The following is a 23637-nucleotide window of genomic DNA, read 5'->3' as shown; positions in this document are numbered from 1 at the left end:
ATGGCAATTTCGTCGTCTGGTGGCCACCACCTCGTTGGTTTCAATGTCGTCGGCAGGTGTTCCGTACTATCTCTCCGAGGAAAATTGGGTGTTGAGCATGAAGCGGTCCTTGTGGGGTGCCGGACTGGTGATGATCCTGGCCGGATGTTCGGGAACGGGTGGCGAGGAAGTCGCCTCGCTGGACAGCGAGACGGCGTCGGTGAACGGTTACGTCAATCAGGCGACGGCCGATTATGCGGACTGCCTCGAAAGTGCGGGTTTCTCGGTTGCGCCGGAGGATGACGCCGCGGCCACTGTGCTGCAGGGCTACGCCCGGATCGACGGTGGAACGTTCATACCGGACCAGGACGGAGCATTGACCGATGACACGGCGCGCCAACCTATCGGTGTGGGTGGTGAAGACCGCAGCGAGGAGATCCGCGGCTGCTATGCCGATCACGCGGGGGCCAAGGACGCGTTGATCGACATGCATGACGAGCCGGCTCCTGTGGACCAGGTGGAGCGTATTCCCGAGAGTGAGGTCGAGGCCGGCCGCCAGTGGGCTCAGTGCGCTCGTGACGCAGGGGTGTCGTTGATCGAGGACCCGAACGAGGAAGGTTACGTGGTCATCCCGGAGGATCTGGAACTCAAGCAGGCGGAGTTCCTGGGCGCGAAGTGCTCGGAGCCGATGGCGGAGTACGAGAACTGGCCACAGTTCGAGATCCTCGCTGGAGTGATGGACCCGGAGTCCGGTATGCGGATGTCCGACCCGTTCGCGATCGCGCTCGACGGGCCATTCCTGAACTCAGACAAGGCCCAGGCCTACCGCGAGGAACACCCTGAGGAGTTCGCGGACGAGTGAGGCGGCGGACGAGAGCGGTTGTCGCTGCGGGTGCTGGGGTGACGGTGCTCGCTGTGGGCGCCACAGTTGCAGTGCCTTACATGGCTGAGGGATTCGGACCGGAAGCGCAAGCTGTGTCGCAAGACGACACGGGCTTGCGCCCCGTGAGCGTGGAGCAAGGCTCCCTATCCGCAGGCACCGTGCTCAGTGGCACGTTGTCCCGGGGTACTGCCGAGCCGTTGAATGCCTCGGCAGAGGGAATCCTGACCTGGTTGCCGGCAGCGGGAGACTCGGTGCGGCCAGGCCAGCGATTGTTCGAGTGGAATGGTCAGCCGACGTTCTTGCTACAGGGCAAGGTGCCGTTATGGCGTCCATTGCAGCTCGGAGCTCAGGGCAAGGATGTACTGTCGTTGAACCGGGCACTGGCGGATGCCGGTTTCCTGGACGAGTCGCTGGCTGACGACCTGTTCGGTCAGGGCACTTCTGGTGCCTTGGCCCGGTTGTACGAGTCGGCGCACTATCTGCCGCCTTCGAGGACCGAAGTTGGGGTGCAGCGGACCTCCTCGGCGCAGCGCGCCGCCGATGCAGCCCAAGAAGTACTGCAGGAGGCAAATGCCGCGTTGACAGCCGCACAGGCCGAGGCAGCACCCGTCGGTGCGGTGGATGAGCCGGCCAAAGGCGACGCCACTGCGGGGGACCCCGGGGCGGTACCACTGGACACCACTGCGCTGAAGAAGGCGGTGACCTCCGCACAGGGGAAGGTCGACGATGCGCTCGAAGACCTGGAAATCGCGCGAGCGGAAAACGTATCTCCGGCTGATGTGGTCATTTTGGACTTGGGCCGGATGCGGGTGCAGTCAGTGCCGCTACGTGTCGGCGATCCGGCTTCGGGCACGGTACTGGAGTGGACAGGTACGCGGGTGCACGCACAGACGCAGGTCACCAGATCGCAGCAAGCGGCGTTGGCTACTGGCGACCGTGTGACCGTGACCCTGCCGGACGGCGCCGAGGTGGGCGGGGCGATCGGCCAGACCATCGCTGCCGGTCTGGCCGAGACTCCTGAGGGTGACACTGCTGGTGAAGGATCGGACCTAGTCACGGTCCGGGTGGACCTAGACGGACAGGACAAGGTGACGGGCCTGGTCGGGGCGGCGGTACGTATCGAGGTGGTAACGGCCCGCGTCGAGGATGCGCTCGTGGTCCCAGTAACGGCGCTGGTGGCACTGGCAGAAGGTGGATACGCGGTGGAAAAGGTGATGCCGGATTCACCGCCGGGCTCGGGGCTGCTGGTGCCGGTGGAGGTCGGGTTGTTGGCTGAAGCCAAGGTCCAGGTAACCAGTGCCCAGCTGCGTCCAGGGGACGAGGTTTTGGTCCCGTGACCCGGGCAGTGGAGCGTCCTGCCGTCGAACTGCGCAGAGTGTCCAAGTGGTACCCGTCGGGCGCCGGCGATTTGACCGTGCTGCGGGACGTGGATTTGACCGTGGCAGCGGGCGAGCAGGTCGCGATCGTGGGCCCGTCAGGATCGGGCAAGTCGACGATGCTATCCATCCTGGGTACCCTGGATGCGCCGTCGGCCGGTGAAGTCCTAGTTGAGGGTCGGCCAACCGCAGCGATGACCGACGGTGAACGGTCCGACCTGCGCTCGAAGTCGCTGGGCTTCGTGTTCCAACAGTTCCACCTCTTGTCTCATGCGGATGCTGTGGCGAATGTAGAACTGGGAATGCTGTACTCCGGGCTCGACCGTGACGTGCGGCGTGGTCGAGCGACCCGGGCATTGGAACGTGTCGGGCTTGGTGCCCGGCTGGACCATCGCCCCACGCAACTGTCGGGCGGCGAGCAGCAGCGGGTCGCGATCGCGCGGGCGATCGCGCACGAGCCAGCGATCGTCCTGGCGGACGAGCCAACCGGGGCATTGGACCAGACCACGGGGACTGCGATCATCGACCTGCTGGTCGGACTTGAAGGCGTTGCGCTGGTGGTCATCACTCATGACCAGGTGGTGGCGCAGCGGTTCGGCCGCCAAGTCGCCATCCGCGACGGCTGCATCGAGCACGATGCCCGGCGGGCGCCCGGGAATACGATCTGATGGCCGGCCTGACTGTTCGTGACGCGCTGGCCACGGCTGCCCTGGGACCCCGATCACGGCCGTCTCGGTCGCTGCTGTCGATGCTCGGGGTCGCGATCGGTATCGCCACCCTCGTGGCGATCATGGGCATTACCGCCACCAACCAGGCACGTCTGCAGGCCGAGCTCGAAGCTATGGGCTCCAATGTGCTTGAGGTTCGGCCGGGCACCGGCCCAGATATGGAACCGGTACCGCTGCCCGAGAGCGCTACGCCGATGATTCGCCGCATCGGCCCGGTCCTGGACGCCGCCGCCGTGCGACAGATTGACCAGGCCGGCGTCTACCGCAGCGACCTGGTCCCGACGTCCATGGGCGGCGGCCTGACCGCGATGGCCGTGCAGTCCGAACTTGCTCGTGCGATGGACCTCACGGTTAGCCAGGGCGCCTGGTTCGACGACGCTTCGGTCACGATGCCGACTACCGTCCTGGGCCCGGTCGCGGCGGAGCAACTCGGAGTGACGGAGCTTGGGCAACGCGTCTGGGTCGACGACACCTGGTACGCCGTGATCGGCGTCCTGGCACCGTCTCGCCTAGTCCCGCAATTGGATTCTGCGGCTTTGATCGGCGAGACGTGGGCCCTCACGCAGCACCCCGGCCTGCCAATTAGCACCATCTACGTCCGGACTCGTACTGGCACCGTAGACGCTGTGCACAACGTGCTGGACGACACCGTCAACCCTGATGTGCCACGCGCTGTGACCGTGTCTCCGCCTTCACAGCTCGCGAACGCGCAGAAGGCCGTCGACGACACCTTCCAGAACCTCGCCCTCGGTCTGGCCGGCGTCGCGCTGTTGGTCGGTGCGATCGGAATTGTCAACACCATGATCATCGCCGTCCTTGAGCGCCGCGCCGAGATCGCCCTGCGCCGCGCCGTCGGCGCACGCGCGACGCAAATCCGAGGTCAGTTCATGCTCGAAGCTGGATTTCTCGGGCTCGGCGGTGGCACCGCAGGAGCTGTCCTCGGCCTGTTCGCCGTTCTCGTCTACGGCGCATTACAGGACACCTCACCCCGACCAGACCTAACCGCGGCCGGACTTGGCATCGCTCTGTCCGTCCTCGTCGGGACCCTGGCCGGCATCTACCCGGCCATGCGTGCCGCCCGCCTCTCTCCCGTCCAGGGCCTACGCAGCGAATAGCCGGTAGGTGGCTACGGAGTGAGCTCCGAGCGTTTCGACCCGAGACTCGAGCGGGCGGCGGTCCGACCTTGGTCGTCGTCGTGCACTGGGCGCTTCAGGCCCGAACTGACGGTTTGGCAAGTCATGTCGAGCCCTACCTACGTTGTGTGCGACGTAGCGCCCACTGACCGGGGCAGGAAGAGCATCTCTTCCGCTACTTCAGTTCGATGGACGGCGTCAACCTACGACGACCGGCCGACCGGGCCATGAGCCCGCGCCACTCCGTTGGCGGTGCTGTTCAGGTCGGGGTTCGGCGTCGAACCCGACGAGCAGGTGGAGCTGGGCGTGTAGGAGGTGGCTGAGCCATCGGGAGGCGCCTTCCCGGTTCGCGGCCCCCGGCAGTCCCACGTCGTCGGAGATCCCTTCGTTGAGTCGTCGTCTGCTGGGTCGGTCCTTCACGCGAGGTCGCGTGTCGGAATCGATTGACAGTGTGATGATTGCGGCACTCGGCTGCCAGGATGCGGACGTGGACGACGCGTTGACCGTGCTGAGAAGAGAGTTCGAGTCGGCAGAGGCTGGTTTCCTATTGTGCCTACGAGGCGACGGCCTCGTCTGGGACCGGGCGGCCTTCAGTCGTTTGGAGCAGGCGATGCGGACGGCCTGCGAACAGTACGAGGGCCGTGACGATCTGCCGCGCTGGATGGCTGAGGGGTTCTACGAGGTGTCGCACTTCGTGGCGGAGTGGACCAGTCACCCGAACTTCCCTCGCCCGGAGCCGGTGCAGTACTACCAAGACTGCCTGGAGCGACTGCGCGACCTGGCCGACTGGTTCTTCCGCGGCTGGCACGCGTACCAGGAGCCGCACGTATGGCGTGATCTCTGACGTCGCCCCGAGGTGACTGCCGTGAGCTTCGACGGCCCCGCCTCCGCATCCCAGGTCAGATCGGGAGCGTCGACGATAGCCTTACTGCCGAGCAGACATGTGCCTGTTTCCAGAGATCACGACAATCCCGTCGCAGTCCTAGCCGCTTTCCCACTCGTAGGGAGTGGCACACCGACCCGATTCCCCCACAGTTCCCCCAAGGCACCAAGCCCAACGGTGAACCACGAGGTCAGGGCCACATGACACGCTTCAACGTCTAGTCGTGACCGGCAAGCTGGTCCGCCAGCTGATCGGCAATGCTGCGCGGCTCCCGACCGAGGAGCCGGGTGAGCGTGGGATCGGTTGGAGCGAAGTGGCGGCTCCGTGTCGCCTGGAACATCGACAGAGTGAAGCGTGCGGCCGCCTCCGGTACGCCGCTCGCCACCTCGTCGGCAACCCACTTCTCATCGTCGACAACGATGCGACGGACCTGGCGGCCGGTGATCTCGGATGCCACCGAGGCGAAGCTCGCGAGAGTGACAGGCGAGGGCAGTGTCAGGTCGACGGGACCGTCGAACGGGGAGTCGCTGGTGAGGATCGCCGCGGCGGCCTCCGCGGCATCACGCCGATCGACCCATGAGAACGGACCGTCAGCCGGCTTGGCGATCACTCCCGTCTCCTGCCAGGGCCCGAGCAGCTGTCCGAGATCTCCGTAGAAGCCGTTGCGCAACGCGGTCCATGCCACGCCTGACGCCGCGAGGTATTGCTCGGAGGCGGCGTGGATCGCGAGCGGCGGATAGGGGGCGTCGAAGCCGGTCCCGTGGGCGCTGGTGTACAGGATTCGCTGCGCCCCGACGGCGACGGCAGCATCGATCGCCGTCCGGTGCTGGGCGACGACGTCGGCGGTGACGTCGCTGGAGGAGATGAGGAGCACCTGCTCGGCGTCGGCGAACGAATGACGCAGGGCCGCAGGATCGTCGTAGCTCCCCTGCCGTACCCGGACGCCCCGGTCGGCCAGGTGCTTTGCGCGTTCGGGATCGCGGACGCTGACGCCGACGCGCGTTGGAGGAACCTGCTTCAGGAGGTGATCGACCGTTGCACCGTTGAGGGTGCCTGTCGCTCCGGTCACGATGATCATGATGGCGTCCTTTCGTGCGCGGCCCCTAGGGCCTGCGCTGTGGGGGAGAGCGCGCGGGCAGCCCGGAGGGATTCCGCGCGCGAAACTTGACCGACCAGGTCAACTTCCTGTCAGGTAGCATGGACGAAGTTGACCCGCGTGGTCAAGTTCTCTCGTCGAGCAAGGAGGACGGTGGTGGCCAGTACGCGGTCCGCGCCAACGCTTCGCACCGATGCCCGCCGCAATGTCGACCGGATCCGTGTCGCTGCGGTGCAGGTGTTCCGAGAGCGGGGTCTTTCTGCGCCGCTCGAGGAGGTCGCTGCGGCTGCCCAGGTGAGCAAGGCGACCATCTTCAACAGGTTCGGGGGGAGAGTCGGACTGATCGACGCCGTCCTCGACGACGTCGTCGCTGCGGAGCTGAGGAGCGTCATCGGCGATGCACGGTCCGTCGTGGAGATCCGGACTCGAATCTGCTCCTACATCGGTGCGATCCGGGATATCCAGTACCGACTGCCGGCGGTCAACGACGTCCTGCTGAAGGAGTTCCCCGACTCCGAGCAGCTCATGGCTCTCTGCGACGTCGGAGGGGCCTTTCACGACGACCTGGTCGCGGAAGGGCATGCCGCCGGCGTTCTGGTCCGCGGATTCACGCCGGGTGATTTCCACGCGCTGACGCTCGACAACGCACTTGCCCTCAAGTACGGCGCCCGACCGTCCCGGTCGGACTACGATCGCCGGACATCGTTCGTTCTTGGCGGGATCTGTCGGCCGGCGCAGCCGTCGGTCTAGGCCGTTCCATGGATCTGTGGTTGGGGTGCCGGGCGGGGCTCGAGCCGGCTCGCACGAGGCGCAGCCCGCCGGCCCGATCGACCAGGGGAGCTGTCGCGTGACGTTCTGGATCTGCTGCAGGTGTGGGCTCGAGCACGAGGTCCGTCCCGACGTCTGCGCCGTGTGCGCTGACGAGCGCGAGCTGGTCCCTGAGGAAGGGCAGTGCTGGACCACGCTGTCCCAGCTCGAGGCCGACGGGCGAAGCCTCCGGGTGAGGGAGCTGGAGCCTGACCTGTTCGGTGTGACCACCGTGCCTGATGTCGGTATCGGCCCGACGGCGAAGATCGTGCGGACCGCGGGCGGCAATCTCATGTTCGACGTGCCCGGCTACCTCGATGACAACGCTCTCGCAGCCGTCCGTGATCTGGGTGGTCTTGCCTACCTCGTGGCCAGCCACCCGCACATGTATGGAGTCCAGGTCGAGTGGAGCCGGCGCCTGGGAGGTGTCCCGATCCTGGTCAGCAAGGCTGACGCAGGCTGGCTGGCCCGCACCGACCAAGCCATTGAGCTGTGGACGGGCGACCGGGAGATACTTCCCGGGGTGACCCTGAGCCAGCCGGGCGGGCACTTTCCCGGCTCCGCGGTCGCGCACTGGGCCTCCGGCGCCGCCGGCAAGGGTGTGCTGCTCAGCGGCGACACCATCTTCGCCAACCCCGACCGGACCTCGGTGTCCTTCATGCGCAGCTACCCCAACCGGATCCCCCTGTCCGGACCTGTGGTGCAGCGCGTGGCCCGCCACGTCAGCCGGTTCACGTTCGACCGGCTCTACAACAACCTGGAGGGCGTGATCCCGGTCGACGCGCGCGAGATCGTGCTGCGCTCCGCGGAACGCCACGCGGCCTGGACGCGGAGAGACTTCGACCACCTGACGTGACTCCGGCACACCTGTCGGACCGAAGCTCGGGAAGGGCGTCGGCGCCTGGTGCTGCCTGATGTGCGAGTGGCGAACCGGGTGGCGACAGTGGAGACACCGTTCGCAAGGGGGCGGAAGTGAGCGGGTCCGAGCGGTGCGGGTCTCCGGTGCGAGGTCCGTATCGCATTGAGCCAACCGAAGGGGCACGTCCATGTTCTTTCATCGTCAGGAGCTGCAGCACAAGGCCACACCGGACAAGCCGGACGCGGTCTACGCCCACAAGCTGCAAGAGGTGCTCGGTGGCCAGTACGGCGAGATCACCGTGGCCATGCAGTACGGCTTCCAATCCTGGAACGCCCACATGCCCGGAAAATATCGCGATCTGCTCTACGGGATCGGTGCGGAGGAGATGGGGCACGTCGAGATGCTCGCGACGATGATCGCCCAGCTGCTCGAGAAGGCACCGCTCGGTGTCACGGAGGGAGCCATGCAGAACGACCCGACGGTCGCGGCGATCATCGGCGGCACCGACCCGCAGCACGCGATCGTCGCCGGGGCCGGAGCCCGGCCCGTGGACTCCAACGGCAATCCTTGGACTGCCGGGTACGTCACTGCCAGCGGCAACCTGCTCGCGGACTTCACTGCCAACGCGAACGCCGAGATGCAGGGCCGGCTGCAGGTGTCCCGGCTTTATCACATGACCGACGACGCTGGTGTGCGCGACCTGCTCGCCTTCCTGCTGGCGCGCGACACGATGCACCAGAACCAGTGGATCGCAGCGGCACAGGAGCTGCGCGCGGAGGGTGTCGAGGACCTCCCTGTGCCGAGCACGTTCCCGCTCAGCAAGGAGCACCGCGAGGCGTCCTACCAGTACATCAACTTCTCCGACGGCCAGGCTGCGAGCGAGGGGAGCTGGGCCAGTGGTCCGACGCCGGACGGCAAGGGCGAGTTCGAGTACGTGGCCGAGCCGCCTGCTGGTGTGCCGGCGCCGCCGCCCACCAAGCCCGACGTGCGGTTCCATGGCACGACCGGCCGGCCTGAATCGGTGGAGAAGGCCATGGGCGTCGCGCAGGACGCACTCCACAAGGAGTGACACGTAAGAAACGACAGGTCGAATGGCAGCCCGGCCGGGTTTCTGCGCGAGGCCTGGCCGGTCTGCCCCCCAAAAGGGAAGTGCGTCGCCTCACGGGCGTGTAGTGCCGGTGAACTCACGGGAGAGGTCACAGATGGAGAGCAGAGCCAAGGCTGCGGGGCACGCGGTGCACCAGCAGCTGGTCGTCCTACCGCTCGGGTTGCTCGCGACGGCGGTCGCCTTCGACGTGGTCGGTCTGGTGACCGACGACGGCCGGCTGGCGTTCGCGTCGTACCTGATGATCGTCGTGGCGGTCGTGACGGGCCTGGCCGCGTCGGTCTTCGGCCTGATCGACTATCTCGCGATACCGCGCGGCACACGGGCCAAGCGCGTGGCAGTCCTGCACGGCGGCGGCAACATCGTCATGCTGGCGCTGTTCACGGCCAGCGCGTTGGTCCGTGCCGGGAGCCCGGACAACATGCCCGGCACCCCAGCTTTTCTGCTGGGGCTGGTCGCTCTGGTCATCGCGGGGAGCACCGGGTGGCTGGGTGGCGAGCTGGTCGGCAGGCTCGGCGTCGGGGTCGACGACGACGCAGGGCTTGACGCCCCGGCACGCCTTACGACTCGGATCTCGGTGTCACGGGGGTCGCAATGAGAGCGATGGTGTATCGCGGACCTTACAAGATCCGTGTCGAGGAGAAGGACCTGCCTCGTATCGAACATTCGAACGATGCGATAGTGCGTGTCACGACCGCGGCGATCTGCGGGTCGGACCTGCACCTCTATCACGGCCTCATGCCAGATACGCGCGTTGGGTCGACGTTCGGGCACGAGTTCGTCGGCGTGGTGCACGAGGTCGGACCGTCGGTGCGCAACCTCGCCGTCGGGGACCGCGTGATGGTGCCCTTCAACATCTACTGCGGAACATGCTATTTCTGCGCGCGTGGCCTGTACTCCAACTGCCACAACGTGAACCCGAACGCCACGGCGGTGGGCGGCATCTACGGCTACTCGCACACCACCGGCGGTTACGACGGCGGCCAGGCGGAATATGTCCGAGTTCCCTTCGCCGACGTCGGGCCCACGATCGTGCCGGACTGGATGGACGAGGAGGACGCCGTCCTGTGCACGGATGCCTTGGCCACCGGCTACTTCGGTGCCCAGCTCGCCGACATCACCGAGGGCGACGTCGTGATCGTGCTCGGCGCCGGCCCGGTCGGGCTGTTCGCCGCCCGGTCGGCCTGGCTGATGGGGGCCGGACGCGTCATCGTCGTCGACCACCTTGACGACCGGCTGGAGATGGCCCGCACGTTCGCCTACGCCGAGACGTCGAACTTCACGCACCACAAGGACATCGTCGTGGAGATGAAGCGCACGACCGGCTGGCTCGGCGCCGACCGGGTGATCGACGCCGTCGGTGCGGAGGCGGACGGCAACCTGCTGCAGCACGTGACGGGCGCGAAGCTCAAGCTTCAGGGCGGATCGCCCGTCGCGCTGAACTGGGCGATCGACGCCGTGCGCAAGGGCGGTACCGTCTCGGTGCTGGGTGCCTACGGGCCCATCTTCAGCGCGGTCAAGTTCGGCGACGCCCTGAACAAGGGCCTCACGCTACGCATGAACCAGGCTCCTGTGAAGCGTCAGTGGCCCCGGCTGTTCGAGCACATGCGCAACGGGTACCTCAAGCCGAACGACATCGTGACCCACCGGATCCCCCTCGAACACATCGCCGACGGGTACCACATGTTCTCTGCCAAGCTCGATGGCTGCATCAAGCCGCTCGTCGTACCGGACGCCGCATGAGGGAGCGATGAAGATGCCATACACCGCGGACAGACCGCCGCTGCCCGAGACCCCCGAGCAGCTCCGGGCCCGTATCCCCGGCTGGGGCGCCGACCTCGACCCTGCCGACCGGCCCTCCTACCCGCGCGAGGTCCAGGGCCTGGAGACCGGCGCGCACTGGGACCTGCCCGAGCAGCAACAGGAGCACCAGCCGCGCGAGCGTTCCATCGAGCACACACGCCTGACCCCCGTCTTCGGCACCTCGGTGCCGCTCAAAGGTCTGTCCGGCGTGGTTCGCAGGTACGCGTACGAGCGGTTCAGCGAGGGCCGCGCCGCGCACTGGCTGCTGCTGATCGCGGCCGACCGTGTCGACGCCGTCGAGAGCCACCTCGCGTCCTTCGCCACCCTCCACCCCGACAACCCGGTGACCGAGACCGGAGTGCTGGGAGAGCCGTCGCACCATCCGCTCCGGTCCCGGGCTGGGCGGGTGGACGTGCGCCACCAGATCCTCGATCCCGTCATCGTCGTGGGCCCGTGGGTGCTCGCCGGCGTCGTCGTCTACCGGGGTGTCCGAGGAGTGGTTCGGTGGGCACGGACGTTGCGGCAGGCACGGACATGAGGCCCAGGGTCCGCACGGCGCGGTCGTGGGCAGGAGTTCGGCGCGGCGTCACTGGGTATACGCGCGTATCGTGAAAAACCGGCAGCCAACGTCTGGACCAGGGGAGGCATTGTCAGCACCCCACGTGCGAGCGTCGGCGAGATGGGTCAGGTGTCATGGCGATTTCAGCGTTTCCGCACGAGCTTGCACAGCGCGCCGGTGCTGTCCTGGGTCCCGGGCTCGAGGTGAGCATGACAGTGCGCCAGCACGGCGTCACGGTACGCGCTGGTAGCAGCACCCCGGCCGCAGGCAGGTGCGATCAGGCTGAGTCCCTGGCGAACAGCGGCCCCTGCATCGACGCCATGGATGCTCGGGCGGTGCGGACCGTGCCCTCGATCGCCGACGGCGACGGGTGGGCGGCGTGGCGCCGTCAGGCCCGGCGGGAGGGTTTCGTCTCCGGGCTGGCAGTCCCCGCAATCGTGGATGACGACATCGCGGTGGCACTGAACCTGTATTCTCGTTCCGCCGATTTTTCGACGCCGGAGCTGATTGATGCGGCCGAACGGTACGCGCGGCTCGGCGCGGACATGCTGGGCCTGAACCTGGCTCGCGCCGAGCTCGACGAGGCCGCGGTGGGCTATTACAGCCGGGTGTCCGACGCCATCTTGACCGAGCGCGCGATCTGGGCCGTCATGCAGGCGAACGACTGTCCCGAGCACACAGCAATGCACATCATCGAATCCGCTTCCCTGCGCAGCAACGTGTCGCGGCGAAAGATCGCCGAGACCATCTTGCGTGCGTTGGTCATCAGCGACGTGCGGTTACCAGCAGCAGACGACGAGGCGGACGCGGAGGCGTCGTGATCCCGTCGGCAGCGTGACGCCGGGCGTCCCTTGGTACGTGGCGGCGACACCTGTGGAGCTCGGCCGTCCTGGACCGCTCGCCGAGATGCCCGGACAGAGTTCAGCCCGCCCGGTCGTGCGGTGCGAAGCGAGGCGCCCGGAGCAGGCCGAGGTGCTGTGCCTTCGCGAGCGCCTCCCTGCGGTGCGAGACACCGAGCTTCTGGTAGATCTTGCGGATCTGGGTGCGCACCGTGGTCACGGAGACGCCGAACTGCGCCGCCGTCCGCCCGGCGGTCATGCCAGAGCTCAGCGCGCGGAGCACCTCGCGCTCGCGCGGGGTCAGGTGTACGAGCGGGCCCGACGGTGGCGTGTTGCGTCGGGCGGTCGCGGTGACGGTGCCGACGTGCAGTGGGTTCGCCACGCGCGCGAGCTTGGTGAGCTCGTCGAGCTCGTCGTCCCGGAGCGCGAGAAACGGCGAGACGTGGGAGGGAGTGGAGCGTAGTCGCATCGCTGCCCCGAACGAGGACCCGGCGCGTTCGGACTGCCCGGTCCGCAGGTTCGCGACCGACTGGACGAGGTGGTGGCCGATCAGGTCGTTCACCGGTAGGTCATGGTGCTGCAGCGCCTCGGAGGACCGGCGCATCGCCTCATGGTGCTCTCCGGCCAGAAGGTGTGCCCAGGCAGCCTCCAGCATGAGCGACTCGACCTCCGCGTGGCGGTCGGCGAGGTTGAGCACGCGGGTGCCGTAGCCGACCCGCAGGAGAAGCTTGGCCTCGGCGCGCAGGACGAGCTCACCGGTCATGGTGGTCGGCTCGGGCCGGAGGGCTCCATGCTGCAGCCGCGCTGTGTCGAGCATGCGCAGGCCCTTGTGCGGGTCTCCGAAGTCTGCCTCGTAGCAGGCGTTCGCGAAGGCGATGAACGGCCACAGCTCCGTGTCCGGTGTCGCGCGTCCCATCCGGTCCAAGAGCTTCGCCGCCGTGGACGGGTCACCCTCGTCGACGGCGATGAGCGTGCGGGTGATCTGCGCGCCGGTCGCGGTGACCTGGTCTATCCAGCCGGGGAGGGGCTCTTGGGCCTCGAGCTCGGCGAGCCAGGTGCGAGCGAGATCGAGGTGGCCGCGATACGCGGCGAGGAGCGCGAGGTTCGCGACGGCGCTCGACCGGGCGTAGTGAGCGTAGGGCGGATCGCCCGCTTCGGCGCGTGCTCTCGTGAACAGCTGGGTCGCCCGGTCGAGCGAGCCTGCGAGCATGGCCGTGAGCCCGCGTTCGGACGACAGCCACCCTGGCCGCGCCGCCGCTCGGGCACTGAGCCAGGGAAGGCTAGGGCGTACGGTGCCCAGGGTGAGCTGGCCGTCGGTCCACGAGCCCAGGAGCTCGGACCCGTTGTAGTCGCCGCGCATGCGTCCGGAGACCACTGCGGCCGCGCCGGCCGTGAGGAGGTCTCTGGTGCGGCTGAGCGTCGCCAGGCGCTTGCCGTAACGCTGTCCGGTCGCCACGTAGAACTGGAGCACGCGTCGCAGCTGCTGCTGGTCGTCCTCGGCGTGGTTCATACGGTGGTGGGCGAGCAGGACGGCGTGCAGCAACCGAGGCCGGTCGTCGAACGTGCTGGCGGGGACGCCCTGGGCGGCCCGCAGGACTTCGGGCGCGAACCTGTGGGGGAGGTCGTACCACAACGCGTCGAAGAGGGTTTCGATTTGGTCGAGATCCGCCCTTTGAATCCTTGTGCGTATCTCTGTGTCGGTCAGTGAGTCCGGTCCGTCAGGCGATATAGGCACGCTTTGGATCATGCCTTTGCCTTCTTGGTGCCGCCCAGTGGGAGCGGGTGAAATCCGGGTTCAAACTGATGATACAACTGATGATTTTTGCCGTCTCAACCGACGGCCGGTGTGCACTTCGGCGTCCTATGGGAAGCGCAGGAGGCACGCGATGGGCGCGTGCGAACAGGAAGGGACACCATGCAGAGCTCGTCTGAAGGTCGTCGTGCCGGTCGCATGAGAAGCCGTCTGAGGAGGACGCCGCGAGCGCGCGGCGGAGGTCACGGCCGTCTCGAGCGGGTGATCGGTGGTGCGATGGCCGCCGTGATCGCCGGCACCGGGATGGTCGCTGTGGCGGCGCCGCCGGCGTACGCCGAGACCGTGTACGAGATCGAGGGTGAGTGGGAGGAGGGCACGCCCGCGACGGTGGGCCGCGGGGACGTGGTCAACGCCGTGTGGCGGGTCAACGTCAACGACGACGAGGAGGCCCCGGCGAACGATCCGGTGGACAACGTCGTGTTCACCGCGACCCTGGACAAGGGGCGGTTCAACGAGATCCCCGACGTCTGCCTCACCGCGGACGTCGACCCCGCCTCGGTGATCTCCGAGGACGGCAGGACGCTGACGTGCAACCTGGGCACCGTCCTGCAGGGCACCGCCGTGGTGGTGCAGACGCCCGTGGTGGTCGACGGCGAGACGGGCGAGCAGCTCACCGCCGTCGGCGAGATCAACGGCCAGGAGCTTCCGCTGGACCCGATCGACATCGTGAACGACTTCTCGCTGGACATGCAGTTCGGCGGCAACACCGCCAACTACAGGTGGAACGACGACTACACGACGGTCGACGTCGACCTGCAGTGGGCGCTGCGCCTGGGCAAGGGTTCCGACCCCGGACCGGACAGCGTGACCTACCGGCTACAGCTGACCGAGAGCAACAGCGGCACCGTGACGGTCGGCACGGCCGTCAACGGCGATGTCGGCTGTTCCCCGTTCAACGCCCACCGGGCCAGCGGTGTCCCGTGGTCGGAGCTGCCGGGCTACCCGGCCGACCAGCAGACGTCCTTCGTGGACAGCTGCACGCTCACCCCGGTCGCCGGTCAGCCAGGTGTCTTCGACCTGACGCTGAGCGGGATCAACTACGACCTCGCCGACGTGCCGAGGTTTGACTCGACGATCGGTCGCGACCCGCTGCCGACGGACTGGAACTACATCGCCAGCGGCAGTGTCTGGCTCCACGTCGCGACGAACCAGGCCGGCTCCCTCACGCTGCAGTCGAATGCGCCGACCTACACCTCGACGACCGGGCTGACGTTCACCGACCTCACGGGCAACAACTCCACGAGCAAGTCCTATGTGCTGCCGGGTCGCTGGGCCGCACCGTGGTGGCGGGAGTACACCGGTGCGGGTGGCACCAACTGGGACGACACCTATCGGGTGCCCGCCGGGACGCAGGTCATGCAGTACGTGAACAACAACCCCTACCGCCTGAACGCGCCGCCTACGGCGCAGCACGGTCAGTGCCTGGTGTTCGACACCGACTACGTGGACTACAGCCCGGTGCCTGAGGGGCGGCAGCCGATGGTCATCGGATACAACCAGGGTGGCGGATCCGGTCCCATCGAGAACCCGCCGGCCGTCCAGTACTACGTGGGTGACGTCGGTGACCCGAACGCGTTCAACTGCGGCAGCAACCCGGCGAGCTGGACGACGACGGAGCCGGCGGACCTGACCACGGTCGGGGCCGTCCGGATCCTCTACCCGGACTCGTTCCCGGCGGAGCAGGGGTGGAACGGTATGCAGCTCCGCGCGTACCCCGTGATCGAGGACGACGTGGCGACCGGTCAGGACGTGTGGATGTTCGGCTCGGTCTACAACCCGGTCAGTGGTGTGTGGGAGGGGCCGGGTGAGCCGTGGAACTCGCAGGTGATCACGCCTACGCCTGGTGCCCGGTACCCGGCGACCAGCGGGCGCCGCGACATCCTGCGGATCATCTACGCGACGCCCGCCATCCAGAAGAGCGCGGACAGGTCGACGGTGAGGCCTGGCGAGCCGGCGACATTCACGCTGACGTACTCCGCGAACGGGTCGGGCGCACTCCCCGACACGGTCGACGATTACTCGATCGTGGACACCCTGCCGGTGGGCATGTCCTATGTCGGCGGGTCCGCCGATCCCGAGCCGACCGTGACCACGAACGGCGAGGGGCAGCAGGTTCTCACCTGGTCCATCGACGGCGTACCGACGAACGAGCCGCAGGAGCTCACGTACCAGGCGGTGGCGAGCAACTCGGTGGAGCCGGGCCAGGTGCTCACGAACACGGCCACCAGCTCGCTCGCCGGCGAGACGTCCCGGCCCGCGACCGCCCAGGTCACGATCAGCAGCAGCGGTAACACGCTGATCGCCAAGACCACCGACCAGTGGTTCATCGCCAACCCGGACGGCTCGGGCAACGGCACGGGGTCGTGGACGGTGACGCTCAAGTCCGAGGACCCGCAGGCGCAGGCCTACACGGACACCATCGACATCCTCCCGTACAACGGTGACGGCCGCGGGACGGACTTCGAGGGCACGTACGCCCTGACGGGCGTCGAGGTGCCGGAGGGTGCGACGGTCTATTACACCGACGCGGACCCGGCCACGCTCTCGGACGACCCGGCAGCCGAGGCGAACGGTGCAGCGGGCGAGCCGTCGGCCATGTGGTCCACGACAATGCCGGCCAACCCGACCGCGATCCGTGTGATCGGTGGAGAGCTTGCTCCGGGCGCGACGCTGGCCTTCAAGGTCAACATCGAGACGGAGGGCGCCGACCCGGGCGACACCTGGGTGAACCGTTCCCAGGCGCGCGCGGAGCACACCCGGCTGGTGATGCGGACGTCGGAGCCGCTGACCATGGGCACGATGTACTCCGCGTCGCTCAAGAAGTACGTGCAGGACCTCGACGGGAACTGGCGTGACGCGAACGACGTCGCGGACTACCCGGTCTTCCGTGACGGCGACACGATCCGCTACCGGATCGTGGTGGAGAACACCGGCCAGGGCACGCTGACGGACGTCGTCGTCTCCGACGACAAGCAGCCCGAGCTCGGTTCCTTCACGATCGACTCGCTGGAGCCCGGTGCCTCCGAGAGCCACGAGTTCGAGATCACCGCTGACGCCTCGGCCGGTGAGGGCATCGTCAACACCGCGTGTGCCGAGGCCGCCCAGCCGGACGACTCCGAGGTCCCGCCGACGATCAACTGCGACCCGGCAGGACTCACGATCGTCGGTGACCCGGCGCACGAGAAGACGCTGGTCTCGGCCAAGCCGATCGGTGAAGGTCAGTGGGAGGTCGTGTACGGCCTCGAGGTGACCAACACGAAGGCCGCGGCCACGTCGTACTCGCTGGACGACGAGCTGCACTTCGCCGAGGCCGCGACCATCGTCTCGGCCGAGGTGACGTCCTCCCCGGACGGGGTGACGCTGGCCGAACCTGCCTGGGACGGTCAGAAGAACCTCACCGTCGCCTCCGCGGTGCCGCTCGCCGGCAACGAGGACGGGGACTACGAGCCGCACCGGTACGAGCTGACCGTGATCGCCGACGTCCCGCTGCAGGTGCCCGGTGCGGGCTCGGCGGACGACCCGACCATGTGCGGCCCCGACGGTGACGACTCCGACACGGCGTTCAACAACACGTCCGCGATGACCGACCCGGCCGGCCAGGTCGAGGACGATCAGGCGTGTGCGCCGATCCCGTCGATCGACATCACCAAGTCCGTCGTCGGTGACCCTGTCGCCGGCAAGGACGGGGAGTGGACGATCACCTACGAGATCAAGGCCACCAACAGCGGTGACGCCGAGGGCACGTACACGCTCACCGACCGCCTGCGGTTCGGTGCGGGCATCGAGGTCACGTCCGCGGACGTGACGGCGACGCCCAAGGGCGTGACGGCCGCCGAGCCGTGGACCGGTCAGGGTGTCGAGGGTGACGACGCGAACGTGGTCGCCGCCGACGTGAACCTGCGTGCGGGAGCCACCCACACGTACCGGGTCAAGGTCCAGGCCACCGTCGACGGCGATGCCGCCAACGAGTCCACGTTCACGTGCCCGCCGTCCGGATCCGGCAAGCCGGGCGGATTCGCGAACACGGCTGGCATCGGTCACAACGACCTGACCGACAGCGCGGACGCGTGCGCCACACCGGAGGAGCCGGGCAAGCCCGCGGAGCCGGGCACGCCGGACGAGCCCGGCACCCCGGACGTGCCTGACGAGCCCGTCAAGCCTGCAACGCCGGGCAGCTCGCCGCCCCTCGCGATGACAGGCGCCAACATCGGGTGGATCACCGGAGGGGCAGCACTCCTGATCCTGCTCGGTGCCGCCGCGATGGTCATCTCGCGTCACCGCCGCACGATCGGCTGACGCCACACCGGAAGCCCCTGCCCACGGGCACAGCTCGTGGGCAGGGGCTTCCCCCCCGCACCACCCGTACCGCGCACCATCCAGCAACGCACCGGCAGAGGGAGCGACGCGTGAAGGACCAGGTACAGCACCCCGCAAGAACCATCTCCAGCCCGAGCCCACGCAGGGTGATGCGGACCGCGTGGGCGGGCGTCGTCGCCGCCGCGACCGCGGGAGGTCTGTTGCTCGGCGCGCTGCCGAGCGTTCCGGCCTCGCACACTCCCGATGGCTCCCATGCGCCCGATGGTTCTCGTGGTCCCGTGGCCGAGGCCCCGGAGCTGGTCGACGGCGTACCGGTCGCTCGAACTGGATCCCTCGCCGAGAGAGTCAGCCCGGCGCAGGTGGTGGCCGTCCTGGAGCGCGCGGAGCGCCAGGCGCAGGAACAGGGGTCAGACTTCAGCCCGACGGTGGCGCAGGCCGCCGCCGAGCTCGGCATGCTCTACACCACGTACATGGCGCAGCAGCTGGCGCTGACCGAGAGTGCCGACGGTCTGCGGGTCGAGGACGCGCCAGGTGCACGCGAGTCGCGAGACAGCGGTGCAGGCGACGCCGGTACGAAGGTCTACGGTGACGGCCGTGGTGAGGAGGACCGCAGAACGGCGGCCTCAGCCGTGCAGGTGTCGTACATGCCCGCCTCGGAGACGGACCTGGGTGCGAGCAGTGCCGAGCCGGACGCGGGCCGCGCCGAGCGTGACGCGCACGGTGGGTATGTCACCTATGAGGAGGTGGTGGTCGCGGCGGTGCGGTTGGCGAACCTGCTCGACGCCCCGGCCCCCGCCGGCCAGGTAAAGGTACAGCGCCCCGACCAGTACAAGACGCCCCGGGAGACATGGTTTCGGGCACACGCACGCGGCGCGACGCAGGACCTCCCGTTGCGTGCCGGACTGCTCGACGCCGTCCAGGCGTTCGGCGGCTCCACCCTGGGGTATGCCAACGGCCGCATCCCCGCCACGGTGCTGTGCCCGCTGGATTTCGCGCCGGGGCACATGCTGCGGTGCGACGCCGCGGAGCGGCTCACAGCACTGAGCCACGCGTTCATGCGGGAGTTCGGGTACCCGATCCCGATCACCGACTCCTACCGCTCCTACGTGGCGCAGGTCGCCGTGGCCCACGCCAAGCCGCACCTGGCGGCGGTCCCGGGCACGTCCAACCACGGGTGGGGCCTGGCGGTGGATCTGAGTGACCCGATCTCCGGCGGTACGTCGAAGGAGTACGTGTGGCTGCGGGTGCACGGCCCGGACTACGGGTGGGACAACCCGTCCTGGGCTCGGCGGGACGGCGCCAAGCCCGAGCCGTGGCACTTCGAGTTCTTCGCCGCCGGGCCTGTCCCCGATCGGGCCATCGACCCGTCCGACGTCGGCACGTGGGGCCGCCCGTCCACGTCGTCCGGTGCGGTCAGGACGGCTGACACGGCTGACGCGGTGGACGGCAAGGCGTCCACGGGCCCGCGTCACGAGGCGGCAGCAGACAACCAGCCAAAGGACCGCCCCGCCGATGAGGTCCGCAAGCCCAGCAAGAAGGCGGTCGGCAAGCCAGCTGCCGGCCCGCCGTCGCAGCCGGCCAAGCCCAGCCCCGACCCGAAGCCGAAGCCGGAGCCGGAGCCGGAGCCGAGCATGTCCACGCCGGCGGCGCCTCCGGCCAGCCCTGCCCCGTCCCCCAGCCCGACGCACCCGGGCCCGGAGCCGTCGCTCCCGCCGTCAGCATCGCCGACGCCGGAGCCACCCAGCCCCGAGCCGTCCGGCAGCCCTACGCCGTCGGATCCGGCGCCCAGCCCGACGCCCACCCCGAGCAGCGGTGAGGCTCCGCACGCGCCGGAGCCGTCGCCCAGCGCCTCCGCACCCTCCGGCCTGCTCTCCGGCCTGGTCAAGGGCTTGGGGCGCGCAGCCGAAGGCACCGGAAATCGTTGAGCACCGTCGTCACCCGGCGGAGTTCCCTGGCGTTACCCAGACGGTCGAGCTACGACCCCGCTCACCCCCGGGGGCGACGTGCCCCCTCGATGATCGAGACCTCGTGGCCGCGCGCACGAGCTACGTCTCTTTGGTCGTCCGTTCGGTGTCGACCGGGATGCGCCGGCGCTCGAACTCGGCGACGACCGACTCATAGAGGGGCTTGTAGTCGACGGCCGGGTACCGGAGCACGTTGATCTTCAGCCGATGCTCGCCGTCCTTCGTTCTGATCCCTGGAATGTCCAGGGGCTCCTTGAGGTGAACCATGAAGGCGCTGTTCAGGTCGGCCCGATCCCAGAGCAGCTGGATTGCTGCATGGTTGCTGTACCGAATGTCGGTGACGCGGGCGATGGAGTCCCAGGGGATCTCCTGACCTCCCCGCACGGTGATCCCTCGTGAGGAGAGCTTCAGGTCGATCGCGTCATCTCCCTTGCGGACGCTGCCCCGCACGGCGGTTGCCAGGCCGACGCAGCCGAAGAAGATGCTGATGCCGCCGAACGTCGTAGGAATCCCGCTGAGGGTGAGCTGCGCGAGACGGCTCGACGTCTCGGGAAGGTTGTTGAGGGCCAAATACAGGCCCGGCAGAAACATGGCGAGGCCGAAGGTGAGGTGGTTGAGGCTCTTGTCGATCCTGGGCCAGTGGTGCGGGCTCGAGCTGATAAATTCTCCGACGGCTTTGTTCGATCCCGGGCTCTTCAAGGGGTAAAGTTCTCACATTCTGCACAATGGATGCGACATGGCTTTGCTGCTGTCTTTGTTTCATTGATGGTTCGGGTCTTTCTTCGACCTATTGTCGCAGGCTCGTCAGTGCTGCTCGACCGGCACCGAACCTTGACCGGCCGGTCGGCACGCGGAGCCGATGGTTCCACGCCGTTACTCTTCCGTTACAGTAGGTCCCACCATGCGCCTGCCACATCGTCTCCGCCCCGTGCTGTCCGGTTCCCGGCACCGGGCGACGGCCGTGGCGGCCGCGATGCTCCTGGTGCTGGCCGCAGCGGGCGGTCAGGCGGCGTGCGGTGTGCAGGCGGCCGAGCCCACCGGCGCTGTCGTGCAGGGCACGACCACGGTTGGCCGCGCCGAGTCCGTGACCGTGAGTCCGGCCGAGAGCATGGCCGACGGCCCGTCCGGGTGCGCCGACCATGACACCGCCACGGCGCAGTCCGATCCGGTGCCACCGTCTCCGGTTCCTGCCGCGATGCCGGAGCATGCCGCCGCCCGGATGGCACTCATCGGTGCACGCCAGGTTCACCGGACGGCTTCCAGCGTGGCGGTGGCGGACGCGCCGTCGCTCCATGCTCTGGGGATCTCCCGGACGTAGCCCACGCGACACCGCCGACACCCCAGGTCTCGGCCGGTTTCAGCGCGCCCGTGGCCGGGTCGCGCCAGTGGTACTACTCCGATCCGAAAGGTCCCAGCTCCATGGAGCCCAGCTTCACGCAGAACCGGACGGCAAGCCGCCGTGGTCGTCATAGCGCGGCGAGCCGCCCCACCCCGGCCGTCGCCGTCCCCGTGCGGACCAGGGGCCGCCACAGCAAGGGCCGGCACTCGGCCACGCCGCACCGTGCGCAGACCACTGCCCGGGGCTGGTTGCCGTTGACGCTCGGACTGGGAATCGCTCTGGCCACCACCACGTCGTTCTCGGTCGTGGCTGCAGGTGGGCCCTGGGGCGGCGACCGGGACCAGCCAGGAGGGGCCGACGCCGCGGCGGCGTTCACCGGGCCGTCGTCGATGCCTGACCGGGAGAGCGGCGCGTCGCGAAACCAGGACCGTTCCCCTCGCGGAACGTCCGGCGTAGGAATCACCGTGCCCGGTGACGCGTCGATGCCCGTCGACGAGGCAGCGCCCGTGCAGGTCGAGGCTCCGCCGGTGCTGCCCGGCTGCGATGGTGAGGTGACGGGCGCGGGGCTCAACGGTCAGGTGCCGGAGAGCGAGCTGTGCGACCTGTGGAACGGCTACCCGCCGATCCGTGCCGACGCGGCGGTCGCCCTGGCCCGTCTGAACCAGGAGTACACCGAGCGGTTCGGCGAGCCGATGTGCCTCACGGACGGCTACCGCAGCTACGCGCAGCAGGTCACCGCGAAGGCGGAGAAGCCGACGCTGACGGCGACTCCGGGCCGGTCCAACCATGGCTGGGGCCTCGCGGTGGACATCTGTGCCGACAGCTATGCCGGTGAGCGGTGGGACTGGCTCAAGGCGCACGCCCCGGAGCACGGGTGGGACAACCCGCAGTGGGCGCAGTCGGGCGGCTCCGGACCGTACGAACCGTGGCACTGGGAGTTCGTGGCGGCCGTCGCGCAGGTCGGGTAGTGGGGTAGCCTCCGTGCCGTGCACGTGATCTCGCTCCTCCGTTCGGTCGTAGTCAGGCCTCGGCGACGCCCGGTCGGCGTGCTGGCGATCCTGACGGTGATCCTCGGCGTGGTCACGATGCACTCGATGAGCGGGTCGCCGACCTTGCACATGCACCACGTGCCGCACGAGGCATCGGTCGCCTCTGCCGAGCGGTCCGCGACAGAGCCGGCCACGGCCGTGACGGGACCGGCCACGGCTGAGCACGCCGACACCGCGAGCCAGCCGGGTACGGGCGCCTGCCACGACGGGTGCGGCGGGCACGACCTCGCCACGGCGATGTGCCTCATGATCCTCGTCGCGCTCCTGGCCCTCGTCGTGCCCGCACGGCGCCTCCTGTGGCGCGCCCCGATCGAAGGATCGGTGCCGCTGCTGCGCCTGGAGCACGCCGGTGCCGGCACCCACGGCGCCCCTTCCCTGCACGAGCTCTGCATCTCGCGGACGTAGACACGGGCACGGCGCCCCACCCGCGCCGACCCGACAGCCTGCCGTGCCCCAGCGCGGTCGGGCCAGTGAGTGCTACCCACGAGACGAGCTGGAGGAAGACCCCATGAAGCGCACCCTGATGTCTGCCATCGCCCTGGCCGGAGCCCTTGTCCTGACGGGCTGTTCGGGCACCGAGGAGCCCGCGAAGGACACCGCCGCCGTGGCTGGTGAGCAGGCAGAGCACAACGACGCGGACGTCATGTTCGCGCAGATGATGATCCCGCACCATGAGCAGGCGATCGAGATGGCCGACGTCGTTCTCGCCAAGCCCGACGTCGACCCCGAGATCACCGAGCTCGCCCACCAGGTCAAGGCGGCCCAGGCACCCGAGATCGAGGTGCTCGGCCAGTGGCTGGACGCCTGGGGTGCTGAGCGCACCTCGGAGCACTCCGGCCATGCCGGGATGGACGGCATGATGTCGGAGGAGGACCTGCGGACGCTGAGCGACGCCGCGGGCCCCGAGGCGAACCGCCAGTTCCTCGAGCAGATGATCGCGCACCACCAGGGAGCGGTCGAGATGGCCGGGACCGAGATCGAGTCCGGTCAGGACGCGGACGCGATCGAGATGGCGCAGACGATCGTGGACACGCAGCAGGCCGAGATCGAGACGATGGAAGCCCTCCTCGCCTCGATGTGACCCCACGGGTGGTGCGCCGGTGCG

At 68.4% G+C, this 23637-nt stretch carries 21 protein-coding genes; 18 read left to right on the top strand and 3 right to left on the bottom strand.

What is annotated here, in order from left to right; genetic code table 11:
* Nucleotides 1-19: 19 nt before the first annotated feature.
* The 5 genes from ACYVK7_RS17060 to ACYVK7_RS17040 all read left to right on the top strand — a co-directional run bounded on the left by ACYVK7_RS17060 (nucleotide 20) and on the right by ACYVK7_RS17040 (nucleotide 4943).
* Entirely contained in the window at nucleotides 20-841 is an 822-nt protein-coding gene (locus ACYVK7_RS17060) for a hypothetical protein (RefSeq protein WP_460888917.1), read from the top strand.
* A gap of 80 nt (nucleotides 842-921) precedes the next feature.
* A complete protein-coding gene (locus tag ACYVK7_RS17055; RefSeq protein WP_460888916.1) occupies nucleotides 922-2199 on the top strand; it encodes an efflux RND transporter periplasmic adaptor subunit in 1278 nt (425 codons plus the stop codon).
* Nucleotides 2196-2906, top strand: coding sequence for an ABC transporter ATP-binding protein (locus ACYVK7_RS17050; protein WP_460888915.1), 711 nt, complete (start codon nucleotides 2196-2198; stop codon nucleotides 2904-2906). The genes ACYVK7_RS17055 and ACYVK7_RS17050 overlap by 4 nt, the downstream gene beginning before the upstream one ends.
* Nucleotides 2906-4081, top strand: a complete 1176-nt coding sequence (locus tag ACYVK7_RS17045) for an ABC transporter permease (protein ID WP_460888914.1) — start codon at nucleotides 2906-2908, stop codon at nucleotides 4079-4081. Before ACYVK7_RS17050 ends, ACYVK7_RS17045 begins: the two co-directional genes overlap by 1 nt.
* Before the next feature lie 505 nt (nucleotides 4082-4586).
* Complete coding sequence (locus ACYVK7_RS17040) at nucleotides 4587-4943, top strand: hypothetical protein (RefSeq protein WP_460888913.1); 357 nt, start codon at nucleotides 4587-4589, stop codon at nucleotides 4941-4943.
* 256 nt (nucleotides 4944-5199) lie between these two features.
* On the opposite strand, the gene ACYVK7_RS17035 is transcribed toward ACYVK7_RS17040, so the two are convergent.
* A complete protein-coding gene (locus tag ACYVK7_RS17035; protein ID WP_460888912.1) occupies nucleotides 5200-6060 on the bottom strand; it encodes an NAD(P)H-binding protein in 861 nt (286 codons plus the stop codon).
* Between the two features lie 174 nt (nucleotides 6061-6234).
* Here ACYVK7_RS17035 and ACYVK7_RS17030 point away from each other — a divergent pair, with 174 nt between their 5' ends.
* From ACYVK7_RS17030 to ACYVK7_RS17000, 7 genes are all read left to right on the top strand, one after another.
* On the top strand, nucleotides 6235-6828 hold the full coding sequence (locus ACYVK7_RS17030; protein ID WP_460888911.1) for a TetR/AcrR family transcriptional regulator: 594 nt from the start codon (nucleotides 6235-6237) through the stop codon (nucleotides 6826-6828).
* A gap of 97 nt (nucleotides 6829-6925) precedes the next feature.
* Nucleotides 6926-7741 carry an MBL fold metallo-hydrolase gene (locus ACYVK7_RS17025; protein ID WP_460888910.1) on the top strand — a complete coding sequence of 272 codons (816 nt, stop codon included), beginning with the start codon at nucleotides 6926-6928 and terminating at the stop codon, nucleotides 7739-7741.
* 190 nt (nucleotides 7742-7931) lie between these two features.
* Nucleotides 7932-8813, top strand: a complete 882-nt coding sequence (locus ACYVK7_RS17020) for a manganese catalase (RefSeq protein WP_460888909.1) — start codon at nucleotides 7932-7934, stop codon at nucleotides 8811-8813.
* Nucleotides 8814-8946: 133 nt separating this feature from the next.
* Nucleotides 8947-9447 (top strand): DUF2231 domain-containing protein, encoded by a 501-nt coding sequence (locus ACYVK7_RS17015; RefSeq protein WP_460888908.1) that lies wholly within the window; start codon nucleotides 8947-8949, stop codon nucleotides 9445-9447.
* A complete protein-coding gene (locus ACYVK7_RS17010; RefSeq protein WP_460888907.1) occupies nucleotides 9444-10592 on the top strand; it encodes a zinc-dependent alcohol dehydrogenase in 1149 nt (382 codons plus the stop codon). Before ACYVK7_RS17015 ends, ACYVK7_RS17010 begins: the two co-directional genes overlap by 4 nt.
* Nucleotides 10593-10605: 13 nt before the next feature.
* The gene (locus tag ACYVK7_RS17005; RefSeq protein WP_460888951.1) at nucleotides 10606-11190 is read left to right on the top strand and encodes a hypothetical protein; all 585 of its coding nucleotides are present in this window, start codon (nucleotides 10606-10608) and stop codon (nucleotides 11188-11190) included.
* Between the two features lie 155 nt (nucleotides 11191-11345).
* Nucleotides 11346-12032, top strand: a complete 687-nt coding sequence (locus ACYVK7_RS17000) for an ANTAR domain-containing protein (RefSeq protein ID WP_460888906.1) — start codon at nucleotides 11346-11348, stop codon at nucleotides 12030-12032.
* A gap of 100 nt (nucleotides 12033-12132) precedes the next feature.
* On the opposite strand, the gene ACYVK7_RS16995 is transcribed toward ACYVK7_RS17000, so the two are convergent.
* On the bottom strand, nucleotides 12133-13683 hold the full coding sequence (locus tag ACYVK7_RS16995) for a LuxR C-terminal-related transcriptional regulator (protein WP_460888905.1): 1551 nt from the start codon (nucleotides 13681-13683) through the stop codon (nucleotides 12133-12135).
* A 396-nt stretch (nucleotides 13684-14079) separates the two neighbouring features.
* On the opposite strand from ACYVK7_RS16995, the gene ACYVK7_RS16990 reads away from it, so the two are divergent.
* Nucleotides 14080-18159 carry a DUF7507 domain-containing protein gene (locus tag ACYVK7_RS16990; protein WP_460888904.1) on the top strand — a complete coding sequence of 1360 codons (4080 nt, stop codon included), beginning with the start codon at nucleotides 14080-14082 and terminating at the stop codon, nucleotides 18157-18159.
* A 110-nt stretch (nucleotides 18160-18269) separates the two neighbouring features.
* Nucleotides 18270-20105 carry a M15 family metallopeptidase gene (locus ACYVK7_RS16985; RefSeq protein WP_460888903.1) on the top strand — a complete coding sequence of 612 codons (1836 nt, stop codon included), beginning with the start codon at nucleotides 18270-18272 and terminating at the stop codon, nucleotides 20103-20105.
* Between the two features lie 120 nt (nucleotides 20106-20225).
* On the opposite strand, the gene ACYVK7_RS16980 is transcribed toward ACYVK7_RS16985, so the two are convergent.
* Nucleotides 20226-20843 (bottom strand): hypothetical protein, encoded by a 618-nt coding sequence (locus ACYVK7_RS16980; RefSeq protein WP_460888902.1) that lies wholly within the window; start codon nucleotides 20841-20843, stop codon nucleotides 20226-20228.
* A gap of 202 nt (nucleotides 20844-21045) precedes the next feature.
* On the opposite strand from ACYVK7_RS16980, the gene ACYVK7_RS16975 reads away from it, so the two are divergent.
* The 4 genes from ACYVK7_RS16975 to ACYVK7_RS16960 all read left to right on the top strand — a co-directional run bounded on the left by ACYVK7_RS16975 (nucleotide 21046) and on the right by ACYVK7_RS16960 (nucleotide 23613).
* A complete protein-coding gene (locus ACYVK7_RS16975; protein WP_460888901.1) occupies nucleotides 21046-21462 on the top strand; it encodes a hypothetical protein in 417 nt (138 codons plus the stop codon).
* Nucleotides 21463-21947: 485 nt separating this feature from the next.
* A complete protein-coding gene (locus ACYVK7_RS16970) occupies nucleotides 21948-22451 on the top strand; it encodes a M15 family metallopeptidase (protein WP_460888900.1) in 504 nt (167 codons plus the stop codon).
* Nucleotides 22452-22469: 18 nt separating this feature from the next.
* Nucleotides 22470-22937: a DUF6153 family protein gene (locus tag ACYVK7_RS16965; protein ID WP_460888899.1), complete on the top strand. Its 468-nt coding sequence runs from the start codon at nucleotides 22470-22472 to the stop codon at nucleotides 22935-22937.
* 103 nt (nucleotides 22938-23040) lie between these two features.
* Nucleotides 23041-23613: a DUF305 domain-containing protein gene (locus ACYVK7_RS16960; protein WP_460888898.1), complete on the top strand. Its 573-nt coding sequence runs from the start codon at nucleotides 23041-23043 to the stop codon at nucleotides 23611-23613.
* Nucleotides 23614-23637: the final 24 nt, after the last annotated feature.

The sequence above is a fragment of the Promicromonospora xylanilytica genome, from assembly GCF_054782895.1.
The sequence above is the reverse complement of the archived record's forward strand: the minus strand, read 5'-3'. Positions and strand labels throughout refer to the sequence as shown.